The sequence below is a fragment of the Castellaniella sp. WN genome (genome assembly GCF_054457555.1).
In genome coordinates this window covers 2,427,250-2,446,082 of record NZ_JBTKZC010000001.1, presented here as the reverse complement: position 1 = coordinate 2,446,082, position 18,833 = coordinate 2,427,250, and the positions used below count along the sequence as shown (strand labels likewise).

Here is an 18,833-nt window from a genome sequence, read left to right as displayed (position 1 = left end):
CTTTCGTACGGCGTCAAGCGACTCAATAAGGGATAGATAATCTCTATGCCAGAATGACATTATTTATTTGAAAAAAGATTCATGAGGCGCTTGACGAAGACGCGCGGCGCCAAGGTTATGAATAGATATTCGAATACCTGCCAGGGAATATAAAACGGTCGCAGTATGAGGACATTTCTCAAGCGAATTTTTAGCAGATCTATCAAGGCATACTTGTAATGCTTGAAGGCAGGATGATCGAATTCCTGATAAGTCACCAGTTCCGGCACGGGCATGCCCAGCCATCTGGCCACCCGGATGTATGCCTTTGCATGGCGCCGATTATCAAGCGTATAGCCTTGTGATTCAATCAACTCTTCGCGGTCCAGCTGTTCATCCTGCAACACGCCGGCCTTGATGGCTTCTTCATACCAGCGTAGCCCGCGCTCATTTCGTACAACCACGGCTGAATATCCCAACCCCTGCTTGGAGCGGAATCTGGGCAGATGCGGATCCCCCACCGCAATGTCCGCGAAATCGCTGACTTGATCGGGGCACATCCTACACCGCGCTAGCATCCAATAGCCTTGGAACGCCACAACATAACGCAGGATGTTCCAACGTGAATTGCCGCGGATGCGCGCAACCTCATGCGCTTTTCCGACATTATCCACCAGCCTGATCTTACCCGGCCAGGCGCCATACCGATAATCGATGCTTTGCGAAGTCTGCAGGGAAACACCGAACTTCCGAAGATAGTAGTCAATGCCGCCGAAGCGGTTTATGCCGCCGCAGAACAGTCCAATGGAAAGAACATGACGCGCGGCCAGCCGCGCATCGGCCGCTTTCATTCGCTCCAATGCCGCCACTTCGCATGGTAAGCCCACGAAAGCGAACCGTTCGTCGCCCTCGATCAGCGCCTGCAGTTCGCCGCCCAGTACCGCAGGCTGATATACGGAGCCGTGGATGTGTTTCAGCCCGGCACGGTTGCGTATGATCATTCCGGCACGCGTATTGGGATCGCCTTCCGACACGACGCAGTAGGCCGCATCGATCGCCCCCTGGTCGAACAGGTACCCTAAAAGCCCCATTGTCACGCCGCCCGAAGCCGCTCTTTGACGTACGTCCGCATCCACGGCATACGCTGCGCGAATCCGCACATGTTCGCCAACCAAGCTATCCGTAGGTTCATGGCCGTACTTTTGTCGCGCGATGTCGGGCATATGCATTTCCACGCCAGGACAGACCACTTGCGGCGCTTCCCGCCCATCATCGACAACGATAGGTATCGCATGATCATGCTTGGCGCTGTATGTCATGCGTACTAGCGGCTCGCTGCGTCCGGCGTTGGCCGCGGTGCATACGCCACAGCCGATACACAGGCCCTTTTCCACCACTGCGGTGGGCAATTCAGTGACGCGCATGCGATGCTCCCAATTGGCGTTCGACGATATCGAAATTGCGTATCGCCGCCGCCTTGATCGCCGAACCATTGTTGACCAGCCGCTTACGAGTTGCCACTCGGCGCTGCCATGCACTATCGAACATATCCGTTAGTGCATCTTCGAAAAAATTTGCGAAATCCATGCTTGGGATATTGGCATCAAAACCCTGCGCCATCTCGCGATACTTATGACTCCAGCCGAGTATCAATGTTGGTACGCACATGATGAGGGCTGCAACGACCGCGTGGAACCTGCAACCTATGAAGAAATCTGCCTGTCCGATCAAGGCACGCAGCAACATCGGATCTTGCCGAGGCACATGCATATATACCTGCGCATGCCCGTGCAAGCGTGCATGAAGCTGTTGACAAAGGTCGATATCGTTGTTTTTACTCGCACCGGTGCCAAGGCTGTGCGGTAATATCAGGACGTTCGCGTCGTACCGCCCCAGAAGCGTCTCGATAAAGGCTGCCATCTGGCCGAGGAAATTGATGCCCCGCTTTTGGCACAACCTGCTCACGACCCGGCTGGGCGAAACGACAATCCATGGCCGCTCCTGTGCCCCCAGATCTCGGAGGCAGGCCTGCGCCTCAGCCTCGATTTCCGGTGGGATTATCATCGCAAATGACACATCAGGTAGTACCTCCGCATCCCGTATGCCCAATTCCTCCAGGAACTGTCGGCTCTGCTCACCTCGTGCGATTACCGCAGCACAGCGTGGTAACAACAAGCGCGCGGCTAGGCGATTCGCATTGGTGTGGAATGGTCCCAATGCCTGCGATAGCTTGAACACTGGCTTGCCCCATATGATGCCGGGCAGCGCGCACGACATGTTGTACCAGAGTAACGACAGGCCGCGCTTGTCTACGAAGGCAATACCCGATAGATCGATCACCGCATCTGCTTCCGCGATAGCATGAAAGAATAGACTGTGCTGAGCCATTGACCGACGCAACCACTCGCTCAGGCCGGCGAGAAGCGTAAGGGGCATATACCACGCAAGCAGTCGTAGCGGCCGTGCATCAATGATTTCGAGATCTGCATCGCCACCGATGGCGCGGTCAGCGTCGGGATAAATGCTGAGCAATTGAAAGTGCGCACTGGGATAACGATGGCGTAGCTGTTGCAATGCGGCCGACAGCATGGCGGCGCCCCCCATATTGCCGCTCAAAGTAACCCCTGTTATCACGAAACGGAAAATACTCATTTATACCTTTCTTGCTATCACCGTCAGGATGTCGCCCAGGTTGACCGGAATAGCCCAGGAGAACGAAGCGCCCGCTAATGGACCTTCCAGATATTTCAATCCAAAGCTGCGCGCCAATTTCAATAGCATAAAATTGGCGGAAACACGCTTGGCTAGATATTCCATTCGCACGATCTCGAAACTATGCTTGTCCAATAATTCCTTAATACTTCTCTTCGAGAAATAATGCAGGTTCACCGGTGGGATCCACAGCGGCCAGCGTGCCCCGGCAATGCGGCAAGCAAGCGAATCCCCCATTGGCAAGGTAAAAATGACATGCCCTCCTTGCCGTAGGATCTGAGCCGATTTCTGTACGGTTGCATGTAAATTTGTCATGCTTGCGAGGACATCCCAGAACGTCAAGACGTCGAAGAATCCGGGAGTATAATTTGCCTCAAGAAAAGCACCGCTCGACAAGCGTATACCGAGTTCTCGTCCATATTTCGGAGCATCCTTCGAGTAGTCGATGCCTTGCGCGTCGAAGACTGACGACGCCATTTGTACAAAATAGCCGCGACCTGCCCCCACATCCAGCAGTTTTCCGTGCAAACCATTGGCTGTCAACCAGCGTACACGTTGTGTCGCATTGATAGATATCGAAGAGCCGGGGCCAGCCGCTCGCTGCTGACTGGTTGAATGAAATGCAGCACCATATACTTGGTCGAGAATTTCCTGGGAAATTGGCCCGACTGCGTAGCGATGTCCGCAACTATTGCACCTATGTATCGTATAAAATAGGCTGTCGATATAAGGCGAATTCAGCTCATAAATCTTTGCGGTTGCCGTCCCTTGACAGACAGGGCAAGTCTTGCTCTCGGCATTACCGCACTCAATCGGCATGTTGAGGCCTCGTCCGCCGGACTTCGACGCATAGCTCCTTATTGACTTGGAAATCAAGTGCGAATGCATTCAATAGCAACTGGATCATCACGCTGAATGTTGTGCTGAACATGATCATTGCAAGCATTGGAATGGCTCCTGTCATACTCCATTTGATAATGAGATATATGAATAGCGCCCCGGAAAGGGAAAAAAATAGCCCAGCGGTCAAGTAGTACAGGACGATGGGGTGACCACTCAAGTATATGTATTTGCGATACATTCGATGTAGAAACAGCCTCCACATCAACCCTAGAATGGGAAAAACGACACGGGTGATCTTCATTTTGCTGCTCCAGTCGACACCGTATCGGGGCTTGACGTCGACTTCAACTACGCGCATTTCCGCCACATTTAGGCGCGTTAGAATGTCGTTTGGACATCCGTAACGAGGATATACGTCTTCCCAGCGCACAGCGGCCAATGCTGCCCGATTGATCACGGTATAGCCGCACTGCGTGTCGCTAACGTGCCAATATCCGGAGACGATTTTGGTTAGGGCGGACAGCACCAAGTTGCCGAATAACCGGATCAGTGGAATCCGGTCGCCCGATGCAGCCTTAAATCGATTTCCCTTTGCGTAATCTGCATATCCGGATGCGATGGGTTCCAGCAGCGACGCTAGGTCATCAGGATCCATCTGGCCGTCGCCGGCCATAACAGCCACCAGGTCGAAATTGTCCGCATAGGCACGCTTGTAACCCGCACAGATCGCAGCACCGACCCCTGCATTTTTTTCCTGCTGCACAACAGTCAAGACCACGCCGCACTCGACGGCAGCCTGTTCGGCTACTTGGACACTTGCATCGTGCGACGCATCGTCGACGAGATAGACGCGGTCGACCAACTTCGACATCGAACGGAGCACATCGGCAATTTTGCGCTCTTCGTTATAGCAGGGAACAACCACCGCCACCTGTAAGCCCTTATACATCACGTCTCCTGAACAACCCTGCTAGATGGTAGAGATATTGTCGCCTCGAATAGCGGACAAATTTTCAAATTATAGTTGGGAACGCTGCTATGGTCTAATTTGAATAGGCACCTTGATCAGTCATAGTCTTTTCCAAACCGTAGATGAGTCTGAACTTGCAGAGAACAGGCTGTTCAGGCGGCCTTGGCGGCGGATCGTCGATGGATGGTTGCAAACAGCGCCGAGCGTGCCTTTTGCAGCTGTTCGGCGGCTTCATTATCACTCATGGCCCGCGCCTGGATGAGCAGGCTCTGTAGTCGGTTCTGAATAAAGCAGTTTTTGATAGATTCCGCGAGGCCGTCACACAGCGTCGGGACGCGGACCGCCGATAACGCTCACCATGAACATCAGCACATAGGCGTAAAAGCGCCGCAGCAGGCGCAGCAACAGCCGGATATTGTGGCCCGCGCCACACAGGATCGCATGCAGCGCGTCACCCAGCCGGCCCTTGAGCCAGTTCCTGTCCAGTTTTCCGTCGGACTTCGTGTACCCGATCGTCGGCTCGATGGCGCTGCGCCGCTTGATCATCGCCTTCAGACCTTTGGTGACGCCCCGGCGTTGACCTGATCGCAGGATGCGCGTGCCCGGCACCTCGACGCCACGATAGCCACGATCGACCACCGCCGTCTCAATCGCCGTATCGCCCAGAATCGCCGCCTGCTCCAGCGCCTCGGGCAGTGTGTGCCCATCGTACGGGTTGCCCGGCATGGAACGCGCACCCAGCACAAAGCCTTCCTTCAGCGTGGTGGTGATCGACACCTTGACCCCGAACTCGTAGGGCGTGCGGGCCTTGCCTTTCGAGATGCATTCCACCTCCGGCGCATGCAAGGCGTACAGCTTGTGCTTGTCCTTGGGCCGCTGCGCCAGGATCCGTTGGGTGCGTGCCATCAAGTCATCGAGCTTGATCCGATCTGCGCCCGTGACGCGGTCACGCTGACGATCAATGTCGCGCCAGACGCGGCCGACCCGCGAACGCAGCGTGCGCAGGGTGTTATTCATGCGTTTGAACTGACGGGCATGCGCATAGCGGCCGATTTGCAGCGCCAGCCTGGGCGCTTCGCGGTTGTAATTCTGCCACAGCTTCAGCCCACACTGACTGGCCGCACGGACCAGATGCTCGCGACTGCGCTCGAGCAGGCGAGAATCCGTCGGATGCGCCACGGCCTTGGGCATGACCGTGGTGTCCACGATCACCGTCTTCAAGCTGCTCTTGCGCACCGCGCCGCTGCGCTGAGCGACGGTGATGGTGGCCGCCAGCAACTCCTCGATGCCTTCCTCACCCAGGCGCTGGCGCCAGCGCGTCAGGCTCGAGGGATCAATCGGCGGCTCGATCTGCAGGTACGTTTCACCGGTAAACACTTGCCAGTAGGGGTTCTCCACCCAGCCCCGGTGATTGTCAACCTATCTGTCGCATTTTCTGAGTGACTCAAGCCGCCCGCTTGAGGTCTGAATTTCGCTTGGCACAGGACGCGTGACCCTTCTGCGGGTTGAGGAAGACCTCGTCGACTCTTGTCCAGTTGCGGGTCCTGCCGCTCCAGCGCTCCGGGTGCTTTTCGCGGGCCGCCCGATAGAGGGCATGGCGCCGTTCGAGCAGGCCGCGATCGCGCCCACAGTGACGCTGCTCAGGCGTCACGAAGCCGATAGCGCTGTGCCGGTGCTCGGTGTTGTACCAGCGCACGAACTCACCGACCCAGGCCCGGGCAGCCAGCAGACCGGTGAAGGGCTTGCGAGGGTAGCGGGGGCGGTACTTCAGAGTCCTGAACAAGGACTCTGAGTACGGGTTGTCATTGCTCACCGCTGGCCTGCTGAACGATGGCGCCACACCCAGCTCCCGTAGTGTCGCCAGCATGGTGGCGCCCTTCATCGGGGAGCCATTGTCGCTGTGTAACACCACCTGCCCTGGGAGGATGCCCTCGCGGCGGCAGATATCGCGCATCAGCTCACTGGCACGGGCGCTGTCCTCGGTGTCATAGACCTGCCAGCCCACGATGTGACGGCTGAACAGGTCAAGAAACAGGTACAGGTAGTAGTACTGGCCCCGCACGGTGGCGGGCAGATAGGTGATGTCCCAGCTGAAGAGCTGCCCTGGCGCAGTAGCCGTCAGCGCCCGAGGCCGATGCACCGGGCCAGGCGTGCGATCAGGCGTGCGATGCACCAGTTGCCCGGCGGTACGCATCAGCCTGTAGATCGTCGATTCACTGGCCAGATAGACCCCCGTATCCGCCAGGCGTGGCACGATCTGAGAAGCGGGCAGGTGGCCGTACTCGCTGCTGTTGACCACCCGCAGGATGCGATCACGCTCGGCATCGCTCAGGCGGTTGCAGGGCCGCTGTACCCGCGTGGGGCGCCCATCGCCTTGCTCCGGGGCCCGCCGCCAACGTTGCAGTGTGCGTGCGCTCAGATTGATTGCTTCACAGGCGCGTGCCTGTCGAGCACCAGCCGTGACCGCCTCAGTAATCAATGCCATGATCTGTCGGCGCTGTGTCAGTGAGGTCATTTGTCCTCGTCCTCCCACAGCGCCTGGTATTTTTTTTGCAGTACCAGCAGGGCTGCCGCCTCCGATAACGCCTTGTCCTTGCGGGCCAAATCACGGCGCACGCCAACCAGTTCCTCTTTGAGCCGACGCAGCTCCTGGATATCGGCTGCGGGCTTGTTCCCCGACTGTTCGAGCTCATGCTTCCAGGCCGTGAGCTGATGGGCGAAGATGCCCCGTTCCCGGCACCAGGCGTTGCGCGCCTCTTCGGCCAGAGAATGGGTCTCAAGCAGGGCCTGCAGCCGCTGTGCGGATGTCCACCGACTGGCGGGGGCCTCTTCTGAGGATTGCCTGCGCAAATGAGCCATCTTCGGATTGCGAATCCAGTTCTTCAGCGTATGGACCGACATGTTCAACTCCTGGGCCATGTCAGCCACCGTGCGCGTGCCGCGCTGCAGGGTCTTGCGGATCGCCTCCTCTTTGAAGGCCGTGCTGTAGGTCGTCAAATTCATCTAATCGTTCCAAATCCGATGCGACAACTAGTCTGACACAGGGGGGCCCCACACCACGTCTTCGTCGGACAGGCCGAAGGCATGCTGCAAGTACAGCAGACCGGCGATCAGGCGCGGCGCTGTAGCGGGCCTGCCACGCTTGGAGACAAAGCGCGTGGTGCAGACCGCCTCGATGCGATCCCAATCGATCAGATCGGCCAGGCGAACCAGCGGATGCTTCAGGTTGATCTGTTCACGCAGCGTTGGGCGGAACAATTCGCCAGACGCAGGAGTCATCGGCTTGGGACCCATCGTCAATCCGGATAAATTTGCAGGAAAACGAGCCTGCATTATCTCAAATCCTGCAATTCAAGACCACGGAGATTGCCCTGAAACCCGCATGAATGCTTGCGATCTGGATTGTTCAGGACCGACTCTGTAGGGTGATACCGGGCTTGAGCCCACGGGCAGGCGCCGGCAGACTGTGCAGCTTCTCCAGCGGGGTTCGCACGAGCGCTTGAGGGTAGGTGGTGCGGATCTTGCCTTTGGCATCGATCGTCTGTTCGGGGAACAGGCAAGGGCGGTGCATGTTCAGGTAGGGCACGAGGTGCTGCTCACAGAACGCGTTGATGGGCCGGGCGTGCTTTTGCGGGATGTGGGCGTAGCCGAAGGTGCGCCGGATGACCACGCCGTTCTTGGCCTCGACCAGGGCATTGTCGTTGGTGTGGCGGGGCCTGGACTTGGTGAACTCGGCGTTCAGCTTGTCGAGCAGGGCGGCCACGCGGTGGTTGATGTATTCGCCGCCGTTATCGGCATGAACCCCGCGGATGCGAAACGGGAAGCAGGCGAGCATCTGTTCGAGCACGGGCAGCAGGAACGCCTCGGAGATGCGTTCGCAACAGGCGACGACCTGCCACTGGGTGATGCAATCCACGGCGTCGATGTAGTACACGCCCTTGATGCCGTCGTAGTCGCCCTGGTGCACGCTGTCGATGCGAATGAAGCCTGCGCGGCCTGCGGGCTCGGGGGCCTTCCTGATCGCGATGGAGACGGCTCGGCTGGGTCGGGTCGGCTCCCAGTGGCCGCGCGTCTGCCGGTAGCGCGCCTGGTGGCGTAGGTTGTACAGGTGGGAGACGGAGATCGTGGCCAGGCGCTCATAGCGCGCGTCGCCGTAGACCAGCCAGGCGCGTTGGCACAGGTGGCGGGTGGCCGCCCCGCTCAGGTTCTCGTGCAGGGCATCGAGCCTGGCCAGCGCGGTGATGTCCCCCTCGGTGTAGCGGCGCGTAAAGCTGTGCGCGGGCGCGTGGCGCTGCCCAAGCGGGGCGTGATCGCGGAATCGGGCGATCAATCGGCTCAGGTGCTGGCGTGAGTAGCACTGGTCGCGAGCAGGTAGCGGATGACCAGTCCCTTCTGGACGCGAGTGAGCGAGGGGTATCTAAGCGCTGCAGCACCGACAGGACGTGCGCCTGGCGCTGCGCTTCGGTGCCAGCGGCGACCTGTGGCTCCAGGCCAGCGGTGCCGGCCAGGAATTGTTCCAGGCTTTCCAGGCTGGTGAGCCGTTCGTCGTGTAAGGTCAAGATCATCTCTCGATGATCGACGATCCGCGGCCAAAGCTCCGTCCTTCGGCTTGCGCTTGGGCGTGTAGTCGAGCACGCGGGCCTCTAAGCCGGCAAGTTGCGGCGCGGCGCACGTCCCGAGTGCCGACCGTACAAACCCGCAAGCCGCTCTTCGCTAAAGCGCGCTCTCCACGTCGCAATGAAGCGCGAATCGCAGCCCAACGTATTCATGATCGCATCCCGCGACATCCCGTCATCGAGCAGAAGAATCAGCTTCGCGCGTCGCACCTGCGCCACTGGCGCCGCACGCTTGCGCTGCAAGCTGGTCAGTTCATCCCGTTCGGCCTCCCCCTGTGTCAGACTAGTTGTCGCATCGGATTTGGAACGATTAGATGAATTTGACGACCTACAGCACGGCCTTCAAAGAGGAGGCGATCCGCAAGACCCTGCAGCGCGGCACGCGCACGGTGGCTGACATGGCCCAGGAGTTGAACATGTCGGTCCATACGCTGAAGAACTGGATTCGCAATCCGAAGATGGCTCATTTGCGCAGGCAATCCTCAGAAGAGGCCCCCGCCAGTCGGTGGACATCCGCACAGCGGCTGCAGGCCCTGCTTGAGACCCATTCTCTGGCCGAAGAGGCGCGCAACGCCTGGTGCCGGGAACGGGGCATCTTCGCCCATCAGCTCACGGCCTGGAAGCATGAGCTCGAACAGTCGGGGAACAAGCCCGCAGCCGATATCCAGGAGCTGCGTCGGCTCAAAGAGGAACTGGTTGGCGTGCGCCGTGATTTGGCCCGCAAGGACAAGGCGTTATCGGAGGCGGCAGCCCTGCTGGTACTGCAAAAAAAATACCAGGCGCTGTGGGAGGACGAGGACAAATGACCTCACTGACACAGCGCCGACAGATCATGGCATTGATTACTGAGGCGGTCACGGCTGGTGCTCGACAGGCACGCGCCTGTGAAGCAATCAATCTGAGCGCACGCACACTGCAACGTTGGCGGCGGGCCCCGGAGCAAGGCGATGGGCGCCCCACGCGGGTACAGCGGCCCTGCAACCGCCTGAGCGATGCCGAGCGTGATCGCATCCTGCGGGTGGTCAACAGCAGCGAGTACGGCCACCTGCCCGCTTCTCAGATCGTGCCACGCCTGGCGGATACGGGGGTCTATCTGGCCAGTGAATCGACGATCTACAGGCTGATGCGTACCGCCGGGCAACTGGTGCATCGCACGCCTGATCGCACGCCTGGCCCGGTGCATCGGCCTCGGGCGCTGACGGCTACTGCGCCAGGGCAGCTCTTCAGCTGGGACATCACCTATCTGCCCGCCACCGTGCGGGGCCAGTACTACTACCTGTACCTGTTTCTTGACCTGTTCAGCCGTCACATCGTGGGCTGGCAGGTCTATGACACCGAGGACAGCGCCCGTGCCAGTGAGCTGATGCGCGATATCTGCCGCCGCGAGGGCATCCTCCCAGGGCAGGTGGTGTTACACAGCGACAATGGCTCCCCGATGAAGGGCGCCACCATGCTGGCGACACTACGGGAGCTGGGTGTGGCGCCATCGTTCAGCAGGCCAGCGGTGAGCAATGACAACCCGTACTCAGAGTCCTTGTTCAGGACTCTGAAGTACCGCCCCCGCTACCCTCGCAAGCCCTTCACCGGTCTGCTGGCTGCCCGGGCCTGGGTCGGTGAGTTCGTGCGCTGGTACAACACCGAGCACCGGCACAGCGCTATCGGCTTCGTGACGCCTGAGCAGCGTCACTGTGGGCGCGATCGCGGCCTGCTCGAACGGCGCCATGCCCTCTATCGGGCGGCCCGCGAAAAGCACCCGGAGCGCTGGAGCGGCAGGACCCGCAACTGGACAAGAGTCGACGAGGTCTTCCTCAACCCGCAGAAGGGTCACGCGTCCTGTGCCAAGCGAAATTCAGACCTCAAGCGGGCGGCTTGAGTCACTCAGAAAATGCGACAGATAGGTTGACAATCACCGGCCTTGCTCAGGTTCATTTTTCCCATGCATCCTATATGGGGTGTGATCTCATTGTTTCAATGGGCTAGGATTCAGATCTGGAGGAGCTTGAAGGGCGTCCTGAAGGCTTACAATGTCTCGCCGCCAAGTCAATCATCTAGGCTGTGACGTGTTGACTCGCTTCCGCTGTTCTTGTGTTTTGCTCCCTATTGAAAAAACCGCCGCATGATCAATGTCCGATCGTTTCTAGTCTTTGCCTTTGACCTAGCTGCGGTACTGGCTGCTTGGGTTGGGGCGTTTCTGCTGCGCTTCAACCTGGAATGGCCGCGAGCGTTTCAGCGGGAGATTTTTTACTGCGCTTTGATCCTGATGGCGGCACAATTGGCAGCGTGCCGCTGGGCGGGGCTGTATCGTGGGATGTGGAGCTTTGCCAGCCTGCCGGATCTGCGGCGCTTGATCCGAGCGGTATCGGTGTCGATGATCGCCGTGCTGGCCCTGGCCGCGTTTGGTGGCACCTGGCTGTTGATTCCGCGCTCGATTGTCCTGCTTTACCCCTTGCTGCTACTCATGATCATGGGCGGTGGACGGATCGCGTGGCGCTTGTGGAAGGAAGCTCGGCTGGCGCCTGTATCGGATGCCGAGCGCAAGCCGGTTGTGGTAGTCGGCGCGGGAACTGCTGGCGCGATGCTGCTGCGGGAACTGGCCCGCAGCTCGGATTGGCAGGTCGTGGCGCTGGTGGACGATGATCGGCACAAGCGAGGCCTGGAATTGAGCGGTTGCCGGGTAGAAGGCGCGACCAGGGATCTTCCTGAAATCCTGCAGCGTCATGGGGCGCGGCATGTGATCCTGGCCATGCCTTCGGCGTCGGCCGAGGCTCTGCAGGCGGTGACGAGGTTGGCGACGCAGGCGGGGGCGGCCCTGTTCACGATCCCCGGCCTGGCTGAACTGATGAGCGGCCGCGTCGCCATCAACATGATGCGGCCGGTGAAGATCGAAGACCTGCTGGGCCGGGAATCGGTGCGCATCGACAACGACAACGTGCGGGCCATGCTGACCGGCAAGCGCATCCTGGTGACGGGCGCCGGCGGATCGATCGGCAGTGAATTGTGCCGTCAGTTGGCCCGCTTCGAACCGGCCTGTATCGTCCTGCTGGAATCCAGCGAATTCGCCTTGTACATGATCGAGCAGTGGTTCGGCGAGCATTGGCCGGAAGTGTCCGTCGTGTGCTTGGCGGGTGATGTGAAGGACGAATCCCGGATGGCCCAGGTCTTTGCGGAACACCGCCCCCAGGTGGTGTTCCACGCGGCGGCCTACAAGCACGTGCCGCTGATGGAGGTCGGCAACGCCTGGCAGGCCGTGCGCAACAACGTGGCCGGTACGCTGGTCGTGGCGCGTGCCGCGCGGGACGCGGGGGCGGAGCGCTTCGTGCTGATTTCCACCGACAAGGCCGTGAACCCCACCAATGTGATGGGGGCGACCAAGCGCGTCGCCGAAATGGCCTGCGAGGTGCTGCAGAACGGCCCGGGCACGACGCGCTTCCATATCGTGCGCTTCGGCAATGTGCTGGGCAGCACGGGCAGCGTGATCCCCAAGTTCCAGGCCCAGATCGCGCATGGCGGACCGGTGACTGTGACGCACCCGGAGATCAATCGCTATTTCATGTCCATTCCCGAAGCGGCGCAACTGGTGCTTCAGGCCGCCGCGATGGGGCAGGGTGGCGAGATCTTCGTCCTGGACATGGGGGCGCCCGTCAAGATCGTCGATCTGGCGCGCAACATGATCCGCCTGTCGGGTTTCACCGAAGACGAGATCCGTATCGAATTCACCGGACTGCGCCCCGGGGAAAAGCTGTACGAGGAACTGCTGGCCGATGCGGAGGAAACCCTGCCGACTCCGCACGAAAAGCTGCGCATCGCACGTTCACGCGCGGTGCCGGATGGGCTTTATGAGGGTGTGCTGGCGTGGCTGGCGCGGGAGCCGCAAGAGGATGCCGATGTCCGGGCAGAGTTGAAGCGATGGGTGCCGGAGTATGAGCCGAAGATGTAATCGTGTTCAGGGTTGTCCGAGACGTGCAGTCGTTTCCGCCTGTCGCATTGCTGCCCAGAGCACGGTCAGGGACACCAGAAAAAACATTACGCCATTGTTGCGGCCCAGAATAGCCTGGGTCAGACCGTAGGCGGAGAATGCGGCGGGTAGCGCGGCCCCGCAGCAGGCCAGTACCCGCACGATCAGGATGGGCGAGCGCAGGCGGCGGCAGAAAAACCAGAAACTGGTGATTAGCAGTGCCTGCAGAGCCGACAGCCCTAGAATACCTTGATGCAGCCAGACTTCCAAGAATTGATTGTGTGTATTGGCCAGCGTGTTGGTGAAAGGCGCGATGCGCCCGGCTGCGATTAGATCCTGCAGATGTGTATCGTACTGCGCTTGTCCCCAGCCTAGCACGGGCCGGTCAGGGATGCTGATCAGTGCGGCTTTCCAGGCTTCCAGGCGGGCGCCGACACTGCTCGAGGCTTTGTGCTGTTGGTTGTAGGCGTGCCACTCAGCCAGGGCGGCCGTGTAGCGGCCTTCGGTGATCTGGCCAATTGGCAAGGTCGCCAGCATGAGAGCCACGGCTGCGGTCAGGATGGCGATGCCCACCAACAAAAGGCGTAGATGTGCGCGGTGTAGTAGGGTCATGCCTGCCAAAATCAGCAGGATCGGTAGTGCGATCAGACTGCCACGTGTGACGGCAGCGATCATGGCATACGTGCCCGCCAGAGCGCCCGCCAGCAGCAAGGCTGCCCAGCCCCAACATCGCTGTATCGCTGCCAAGGCTGTTCCCATCAGACTCCAGAATGCCAGGGTCAGCGCTATATCAGAAAATGGAATGGCGCTGGTGACAAAACCAGTTGCACGTTCGATGCCTTGTCCGAGGGTCTGCCACGCAGCAACCCCCGCTGTGGCAAACAAGCCCAGTGCCAATCCTATCGCCAGCCAATCCAGCCGTAACTGGACGCGCCGCAACCCAACTAAGATGGGGATAGCCAGCAGGTAGCGGATGCCTTGATCCAGATATTTTCCCGAATCTCCATGCCACAGCACAGCCAGCGCGTTGATGGCGAACACGGCCAACAATAAGGCGCACAGCGTGCGATCTTCAGTTGTCCAGGGGGCGGCGATGTGCTCCTGGCTACTCGGTTGCAGTGTGTGCGGAGTTTGTGACGTGGTGCGTCGACCTGCCCACCATGCCGCCAGCCCGCCCAGCAACAGTAAGCCACCACCCAAGGAATACCCTGACGGCGTCGACAGCGTCAGCAGAAGAAATAGCGCGGCGCTGGCTGACATCCAGGTTGAGAGCCAAGCAGGCGTAGTTGGGATCGGGCGCATTGAGGGAAATGCTGGATATGAAGGGAGCCTCGAATTGTAATGTGGAATGGTGTTGCTGTCGGGCTAGCTGTGGATGCTTTGGAGGCGCATAGATGGTGCATGCTAGCCCATTGAAACAATTAGATCGCACCCCATATAGGATGTATGGGAAAAATGAACCTGAGCAAGGCCGAACGGGATGAACTGACCAGCTTGCAGCGCAAGCGCGCGGCGCCAGTGGCGCAGGTGCGACGCGCGAAGCTGATGCTTCTGCTCGATGACGGGATGTCGCGGGACGCGATCATGAATACGCTGGGCTGCGATTCGCGCTTCATTGCGACGTGGAGAGCGCGCTTTAGCGAAGAGCGGCTGGCGGGTTTGTACGGTCGGCACTCGGGACGTGCGCCGCGCCGCAACTTGCCGCGCTTGGAGGCCCGCGTGCTCGACTACACGCTCAAGCGCAAGCCGAAGGACGGAGCCGTGCGGCGGTTATGCAGCTGATCGAGCGCGAGTGTGGTGTGACGCTGCATGTGCGCTCGGTGGGCAAGTATCTGGCCCGCTGGGGCTTCACCCCGCAGAAGCCGATCAAGCGTGCTTACGAGCAATCGCCCGCCGCGGTGCAAACCTGGTTGGAGGACACGTATCCGGCCATCGCCGAACGTGCCAAGGCCGAGGGCGGCGAGGTCCACTGGGGTGACGAGACGGCGCTGGTGAACACCGACGTGCGCGGTCGCAGCTATGCGCCCAAGGGCAAGACTCCGGTGGCGATGGCCATTGGCGGGACGCGGCAGAAGCTGTCGATGATCGCCAGCGTCACCAACCAGGGCAAGGCACGCTGGATGATCATTGATGGCGCGTTCAATCACGAAAAGTTGATCGAGTTCTTCGAGTCGCTGGTCCAGGATGCCGGGCGCAAGGTGTTTCTGATCCTGGACAACCTGGGCGTGCATCACTGCAAGCCGGTGAAGGCGTGGTTGGCCGCACACTCCGATCAGATGGAAGTGTTCTATCTGCCCAGTTACAGCCCCGAACTCAATCCCAAAGAACGCTTGAATGCCGATCTCAAACACGTCATCGGGCGCAAGGTTCCGATACGCACGAAGGCCAAACTACGCGCCGCTGCAGAAGAGCACATGCAAGCCGTCGCCAGCGAGCCGGCACGTGTCAAAGCCTACTTCCAAGACTTCCACGTCAAATACGCTGCGTAAAACTGTTTGAGGGTCGGATCAATAGGGAGAAGGCCGGCCCCGTGACTTATTCGTTGAATTGGGTAGACTGTCACTGATTCAATTCAGGCAGTCCTCGGGCTTGCGAGGCATCCTGGCGTTGGCGTGTCCACGATCAATAAAAAGGGGCGCTTCCCATGTACGAATCCCGCAACGAGCCCTTGCTCCTTCCCGCGCATTTCCGCCGCCGCCTGGCCTGGCATATTGGCTATGCCTTGCTGCTCGTCGCCGCAACCTTGCTGATAGGGGCGCTCGGCCACAGGTTCATTGGCGGCCATGATTGGCACGATGCGCTGATGAACGCGGCGTTCGTCATCGGCGGCATCGGCACCTATGCAATGCCGGAGTCGTCGGGCGGCAAGATCTTTTTCGCCGTCTACGGTTTCTTCGTCGGCCTGGTGGTGATGGCGACCCTGGGCGTCGTGCTGGCGCCGATCGCTCATCGCATCATGCACAAGTTTCATTTGGACGAGGCGGACGATTGAGGCCGCCATGGCGGATTTGAAGAAGTGAGGGCATTGGACAGAAGTGAGGGCACCGGACTGGTCGGTTGACCGCCGTCAATGACGCTTCACTTTCCACGCCCGGGCCGCTTGAATTCCAGTACGAGAAAACCCATATTGAAAGCATGGGCGGGGTGGTGTATGTCCATGTGCGCCGTCCGCGCCTTTTCTTATGGTTGACCGCATTGGGAGGTTCGACATGGCAAATCATCTGACACGTTTCAATCCGTTCGGGGATCTGGCGGGTTTCGAGAGCCTGCGGGGTATCGACGACTTCTTCAATCGTTTCCCGCTGACTTCGGCACTGTCCGGCCGCGGCGACGAGCCGCGCCTGAACGTCGACGTGACCGAGACGGAACAGGCCTATGCCGTCAAGGCCGAGGTCCCCGGCGCTCGCAAGGAAGACATCAAGGTCTCGATCGAGGGCAATGTGGTGTCGATCCGGGTGGAAAAGACCCGGGAAGATGTGGAGAAGGAAGGCGAGACGGTGCTGCGTCGCGAACGCTATCACGGCGTGCAGATGCGCCGTTTCAGCCTGGGCCACGACATCGACGCGGCCGGGGCGTCCGCCCGCTGCGCGGACGGCGTGCTGGAATTGACGCTGCCCAAGAAGGAGAGCAGCCAGGGCGCCCGGCAGCTGGACATCCAGTAGGCGGGCGTTGGCCCTTCGGAACAGAGGCGGAGCGGCTTTCAAGCCGTTCCGCCTTTTTTGCGGTACGCCCAGCATGGGCGTACTCCTGCGGGTGCGAGTCCCGCCGCGAGTTGGTCACAACGAGCGAAGTGAAGCGCAACTGCGCGAGGGTGACCGAGCGTGGGGAGGAAGCGTGAAGCGTAAATCGTGAGCCGATGAACAAGAACTGCATAGAAGGCGCTGCCGAGCAGGGCGAGCGGGCCACAAACCGCAAAGCTCTCGTGACCAAGGCGAAGCGGCGTAGATGCGGCGGTTGTGCGATGAAGGAGTGCGCTCTTATCTGGGGACGCCTCGCCTTGATCCTGAAAGGGTAACGGCGTCGAGCCGGAGCGAGGTCTCAGCAGCGGTCGTAGTAGTCGTGGTAGCGGGGCCGGTGAGGCTGAGAGCGAGGCGGCGAAGGACCAAACGAGAAGGAGTATTGCTCGACATGTCGATGCAGCTTGTATTGCCTCAGATGTCCACGTCGGTGGAGCGGGCGGGCGTAGCCTGCGGTGAAGCCGCAGGTGATTCAGCCAGCGAGGAAACAGGATGCCCGCGACATGGCAATGAGGATACAGGGTCAACGCTGCTGGTGGCGGCGTTGACGAGGGAGAACCTGCAAGCGGCATTCAAGCGGGTGCGGGCCAATAAAGGCGCCGCTGGAGTGGATGGCCTGGACATTGACCAGACCGCCGGCCACCTGGTGGCAGCCTGGCCTGCCATCCGTGAAGCGCTGCTGGCGGGAACGTACCGGCCCAGTCCGGTGCGGCGGGTGATGATCCCGAAGCCCGACGGCGGCCAGCGCGAGCTGGGCATCCCGACGGTGACGGATCGACTGATCCAGCAGGCACTGCTGCAAGTGCTGCAACCCTTGCTTGACCCCACCTTCAGCGAACACAGCTACGGCTTCAGGCCGGGGCGGCGTGCGCATGATGCGGTACTTGCCGCTCAGTCGTATGTGCAGTCCGGTCGTCGTATTGTGGTGGACGTGGATCTGGAGAAGTTCTTTGACCGGGTCAACCACGACATCCTGATTGACCGCTTACGGAAACGTATCCCGGAAGCTGGAGTCATCCGGCTGATCCGTGCGTATCTGAACAGCGGCATCATGGAGGGTGGTGTGGTCATCGAACGGTATGAGGGCACGCCGCAAGGCGGGCCGCTCTCGCCGTTGCTGGCCAACGTCTTGCTCGATGAGGTGGATCGTGAGCTGGAGTGCCGGGGGCATTGCTTCGTGCGCTACGCCGATGACTGTAACGTCTATGTTGGCAGTCGTCGGGCGGGCGAGCGGGTAATGGGTCTATTGCGACGGCTGTACGCCAAGCTGCGCCTGAAGGTCAATGAGGCCAAAAGCGCGGTGACGAGCGTCTTTGCTGATCGTAAATTCCTGGGCTACAGCTTCTGGGTGGCACCGAAAGGCGTCATCAAGCGCCGGATGGCGACCAAGGCGCTGGCCACGTTCAAGCAACGTGTGCGGCAACTGACGCTCCGCTCAGGTGGGCGCAGCATGCAGCAGGTGGTTGATCGGCTACGGGTCTATCTGCTGGGATGGAGGGGTTACTTCCGGTTGGCGCAGACTCCGGGAATCTGGCGAACGCTGGATGAATGGATGCGGCATCGGCTGCGGGCTATCCAACTTAAGCAGTGGAAACGTGGCAAGACCATGTTCCGGGCGCTGCGCGCGCTGGGTGCTTCAGTCGCGGTTGCCCAGCGTGTGGCGGCTAACAACCGTCGCTGGTGGCGTAACAGTGGAAAACTGCTCAATAGCGTGCTCGACCTAGCCTGGTTTGATCGCCTCGGATTACCTCGGCTCTCCTGACCTCAACTTCTCGAACCGCCCGGTGCGGACCCGCATGCCGGGTGGTGTGGCAGGGGCGCAGCTCATAAGAACTGCCCCCTATGCCGATTCTGGGAGAGTTGTCTGAGGGTGCCACCGCGACCTTTGCATCCGTTCGTATTTCCCAGTCTGGCGGGGGCATGTGGGTCTTGCCCAGAATGAGGCTTCCAACTCAGGAAGCGCCTCATGCCCGCCCGGAATGCTCCACCGTCCGTCGCACCCTCCGATGACCACGACAGCC

The 18,833-nt window shown here is 60.1% G+C and carries 11 protein-coding genes and 6 pseudogenes; 7 read left to right on the top strand and 10 right to left on the bottom strand.

Annotated elements, in window-relative coordinates; genetic code table 11:
* Window positions 1-59: 59 nt before the first annotated feature.
* The 9 genes and pseudogenes from ACTPOE_RS11520 to ACTPOE_RS11480 form a co-directional block, all read right to left on the bottom strand.
* Window positions 60-1,403 carry a Coenzyme F420 hydrogenase/dehydrogenase, beta subunit C-terminal domain gene (locus ACTPOE_RS11520; RefSeq protein ID WP_458872308.1) on the bottom strand — a complete coding sequence of 448 codons (1,344 nt, stop codon included), beginning with the start codon at window positions 1,401-1,403 and terminating at the stop codon, window positions 60-62.
* A complete protein-coding gene (locus ACTPOE_RS11515) occupies window positions 1,390-2,631 on the bottom strand; it encodes a polysaccharide pyruvyl transferase family protein (RefSeq protein WP_458872307.1) in 1,242 nt (413 codons plus the stop codon). Before ACTPOE_RS11515 ends, ACTPOE_RS11520 begins: the two co-directional genes overlap by 14 nt.
* Window positions 2,632-3,510: a class I SAM-dependent methyltransferase gene (locus tag ACTPOE_RS11510; protein ID WP_458872306.1), complete on the bottom strand. Its 879-nt coding sequence runs from the start codon at window positions 3,508-3,510 to the stop codon at window positions 2,632-2,634.
* A complete protein-coding gene (locus tag ACTPOE_RS11505; RefSeq protein ID WP_458872305.1) occupies window positions 3,500-4,483 on the bottom strand; it encodes a glycosyltransferase family 2 protein in 984 nt (327 codons plus the stop codon). The genes ACTPOE_RS11510 and ACTPOE_RS11505 overlap by 11 nt, the downstream gene beginning before the upstream one ends.
* Before the next feature lie 339 nt (window positions 4,484-4,822).
* Window positions 4,823-5,905 (bottom strand): annotated as a pseudogene (locus tag ACTPOE_RS11500) (IS5 family transposase); the annotation flags it as partial.
* A gap of 43 nt (window positions 5,906-5,948) precedes the next feature.
* Window positions 5,949-7,507: pseudogene (locus tag ACTPOE_RS11495) on the bottom strand (IS3 family transposase).
* Between the two features lie 48 nt (window positions 7,508-7,555).
* Window positions 7,556-7,798, bottom strand: a pseudogene (locus ACTPOE_RS11490) (IS5/IS1182 family transposase); the annotation flags it as partial.
* Between the two features lie 112 nt (window positions 7,799-7,910).
* Entirely contained in the window at window positions 7,911-8,834 is a 924-nt protein-coding gene (locus ACTPOE_RS11485) for an integrase catalytic domain-containing protein (RefSeq protein ID WP_458872304.1), read from the bottom strand.
* A 263-nt stretch (window positions 8,835-9,097) separates the two neighbouring features.
* Window positions 9,098-9,402: pseudogene (locus ACTPOE_RS11480) on the bottom strand (helix-turn-helix domain-containing protein); the annotation flags it as partial.
* A 32-nt stretch (window positions 9,403-9,434) separates the two neighbouring features.
* Here ACTPOE_RS11480 and ACTPOE_RS11475 point away from each other — a divergent pair.
* A pseudogene (locus ACTPOE_RS11475) lies at window positions 9,435-10,993 on the top strand (IS3 family transposase).
* A gap of 243 nt (window positions 10,994-11,236) precedes the next feature.
* Entirely contained in the window at window positions 11,237-13,057 is a 1,821-nt protein-coding gene (locus ACTPOE_RS11470) for a polysaccharide biosynthesis protein (protein WP_458872303.1), read from the top strand.
* Window positions 13,058-13,063: 6 nt separating this feature from the next.
* On the opposite strand, the gene ACTPOE_RS11465 is transcribed toward ACTPOE_RS11470, so the two are convergent.
* A complete protein-coding gene (locus tag ACTPOE_RS11465) occupies window positions 13,064-14,335 on the bottom strand; it encodes an O-antigen ligase family protein (protein WP_458872302.1) in 1,272 nt (423 codons plus the stop codon).
* Between the two features lie 195 nt (window positions 14,336-14,530).
* Here ACTPOE_RS11465 and ACTPOE_RS11460 point away from each other — a divergent pair.
* From ACTPOE_RS11460 to ltrA, 5 genes and pseudogenes are all read left to right on the top strand, one after another.
* Window positions 14,531-15,564 (top strand): annotated as a pseudogene (locus ACTPOE_RS11460) (IS630 family transposase).
* A gap of 155 nt (window positions 15,565-15,719) precedes the next feature.
* Window positions 15,720-16,067, top strand: coding sequence for a two pore domain potassium channel family protein (locus ACTPOE_RS11455; RefSeq protein ID WP_458872301.1), 348 nt, complete (start codon window positions 15,720-15,722; stop codon window positions 16,065-16,067).
* Window positions 16,068-16,132: 65 nt separating this feature from the next.
* The gene (locus ACTPOE_RS11450) at window positions 16,133-16,300 is read left to right on the top strand and encodes a hypothetical protein (RefSeq protein ID WP_458872300.1); all 168 of its coding nucleotides are present in this window, start codon (window positions 16,133-16,135) and stop codon (window positions 16,298-16,300) included.
* Window positions 16,285-16,737, top strand: a complete 453-nt coding sequence (locus tag ACTPOE_RS11445; protein WP_458872299.1) for an Hsp20/alpha crystallin family protein — start codon at window positions 16,285-16,287, stop codon at window positions 16,735-16,737. Before ACTPOE_RS11450 ends, ACTPOE_RS11445 begins: the two co-directional genes overlap by 16 nt.
* A gap of 466 nt (window positions 16,738-17,203) precedes the next feature.
* On the top strand, window positions 17,204-18,574 hold the full coding sequence (gene ltrA / locus ACTPOE_RS11440) for a group II intron reverse transcriptase/maturase (protein ID WP_458871249.1): 1,371 nt from the start codon (window positions 17,204-17,206) through the stop codon (window positions 18,572-18,574).
* The last annotated feature ends 259 nt before the right edge of the window (window positions 18,575-18,833 follow it).

Coding starts and splice junctions, on each gene's coding strand:
- ACTPOE_RS11470 (WP_458872303.1), top strand. CDS start 11,237: ATGATCAATGTCCGATCGTTTCTAGTCTTTGCCTTTGACCTAGCTGCG.
- ltrA (WP_458871249.1), top strand. CDS start 17,204: ATGTCGATGCAGCTTGTATTGCCTCAGATGTCCACGTCGGTGGAGCGG.
- ACTPOE_RS11520 (WP_458872308.1), bottom strand. CDS start 1,403: ATGCGCGTCACTGAATTGCCCACCGCAGTGGTGGAAAAGGGCCTGTGT.
- ACTPOE_RS11455 (WP_458872301.1), top strand. CDS start 15,720: ATGTACGAATCCCGCAACGAGCCCTTGCTCCTTCCCGCGCATTTCCGC.
- ACTPOE_RS11515 (WP_458872307.1), bottom strand. CDS start 2,631: ATGAGTATTTTCCGTTTCGTGATAACAGGGGTTACTTTGAGCGGCAAT.
- ACTPOE_RS11510 (WP_458872306.1), bottom strand. CDS start 3,510: ATGCCGATTGAGTGCGGTAATGCCGAGAGCAAGACTTGCCCTGTCTGT.
- ACTPOE_RS11505 (WP_458872305.1), bottom strand. CDS start 4,483: ATGTATAAGGGCTTACAGGTGGCGGTGGTTGTTCCCTGCTATAACGAA.
- ACTPOE_RS11465 (WP_458872302.1), bottom strand. CDS start 14,335: ATGTCAGCCAGCGCCGCGCTATTTCTTCTGCTGACGCTGTCGACGCCG.
- ACTPOE_RS11445 (WP_458872299.1), top strand. CDS start 16,285: ATGGCAAATCATCTGACACGTTTCAATCCGTTCGGGGATCTGGCGGGT.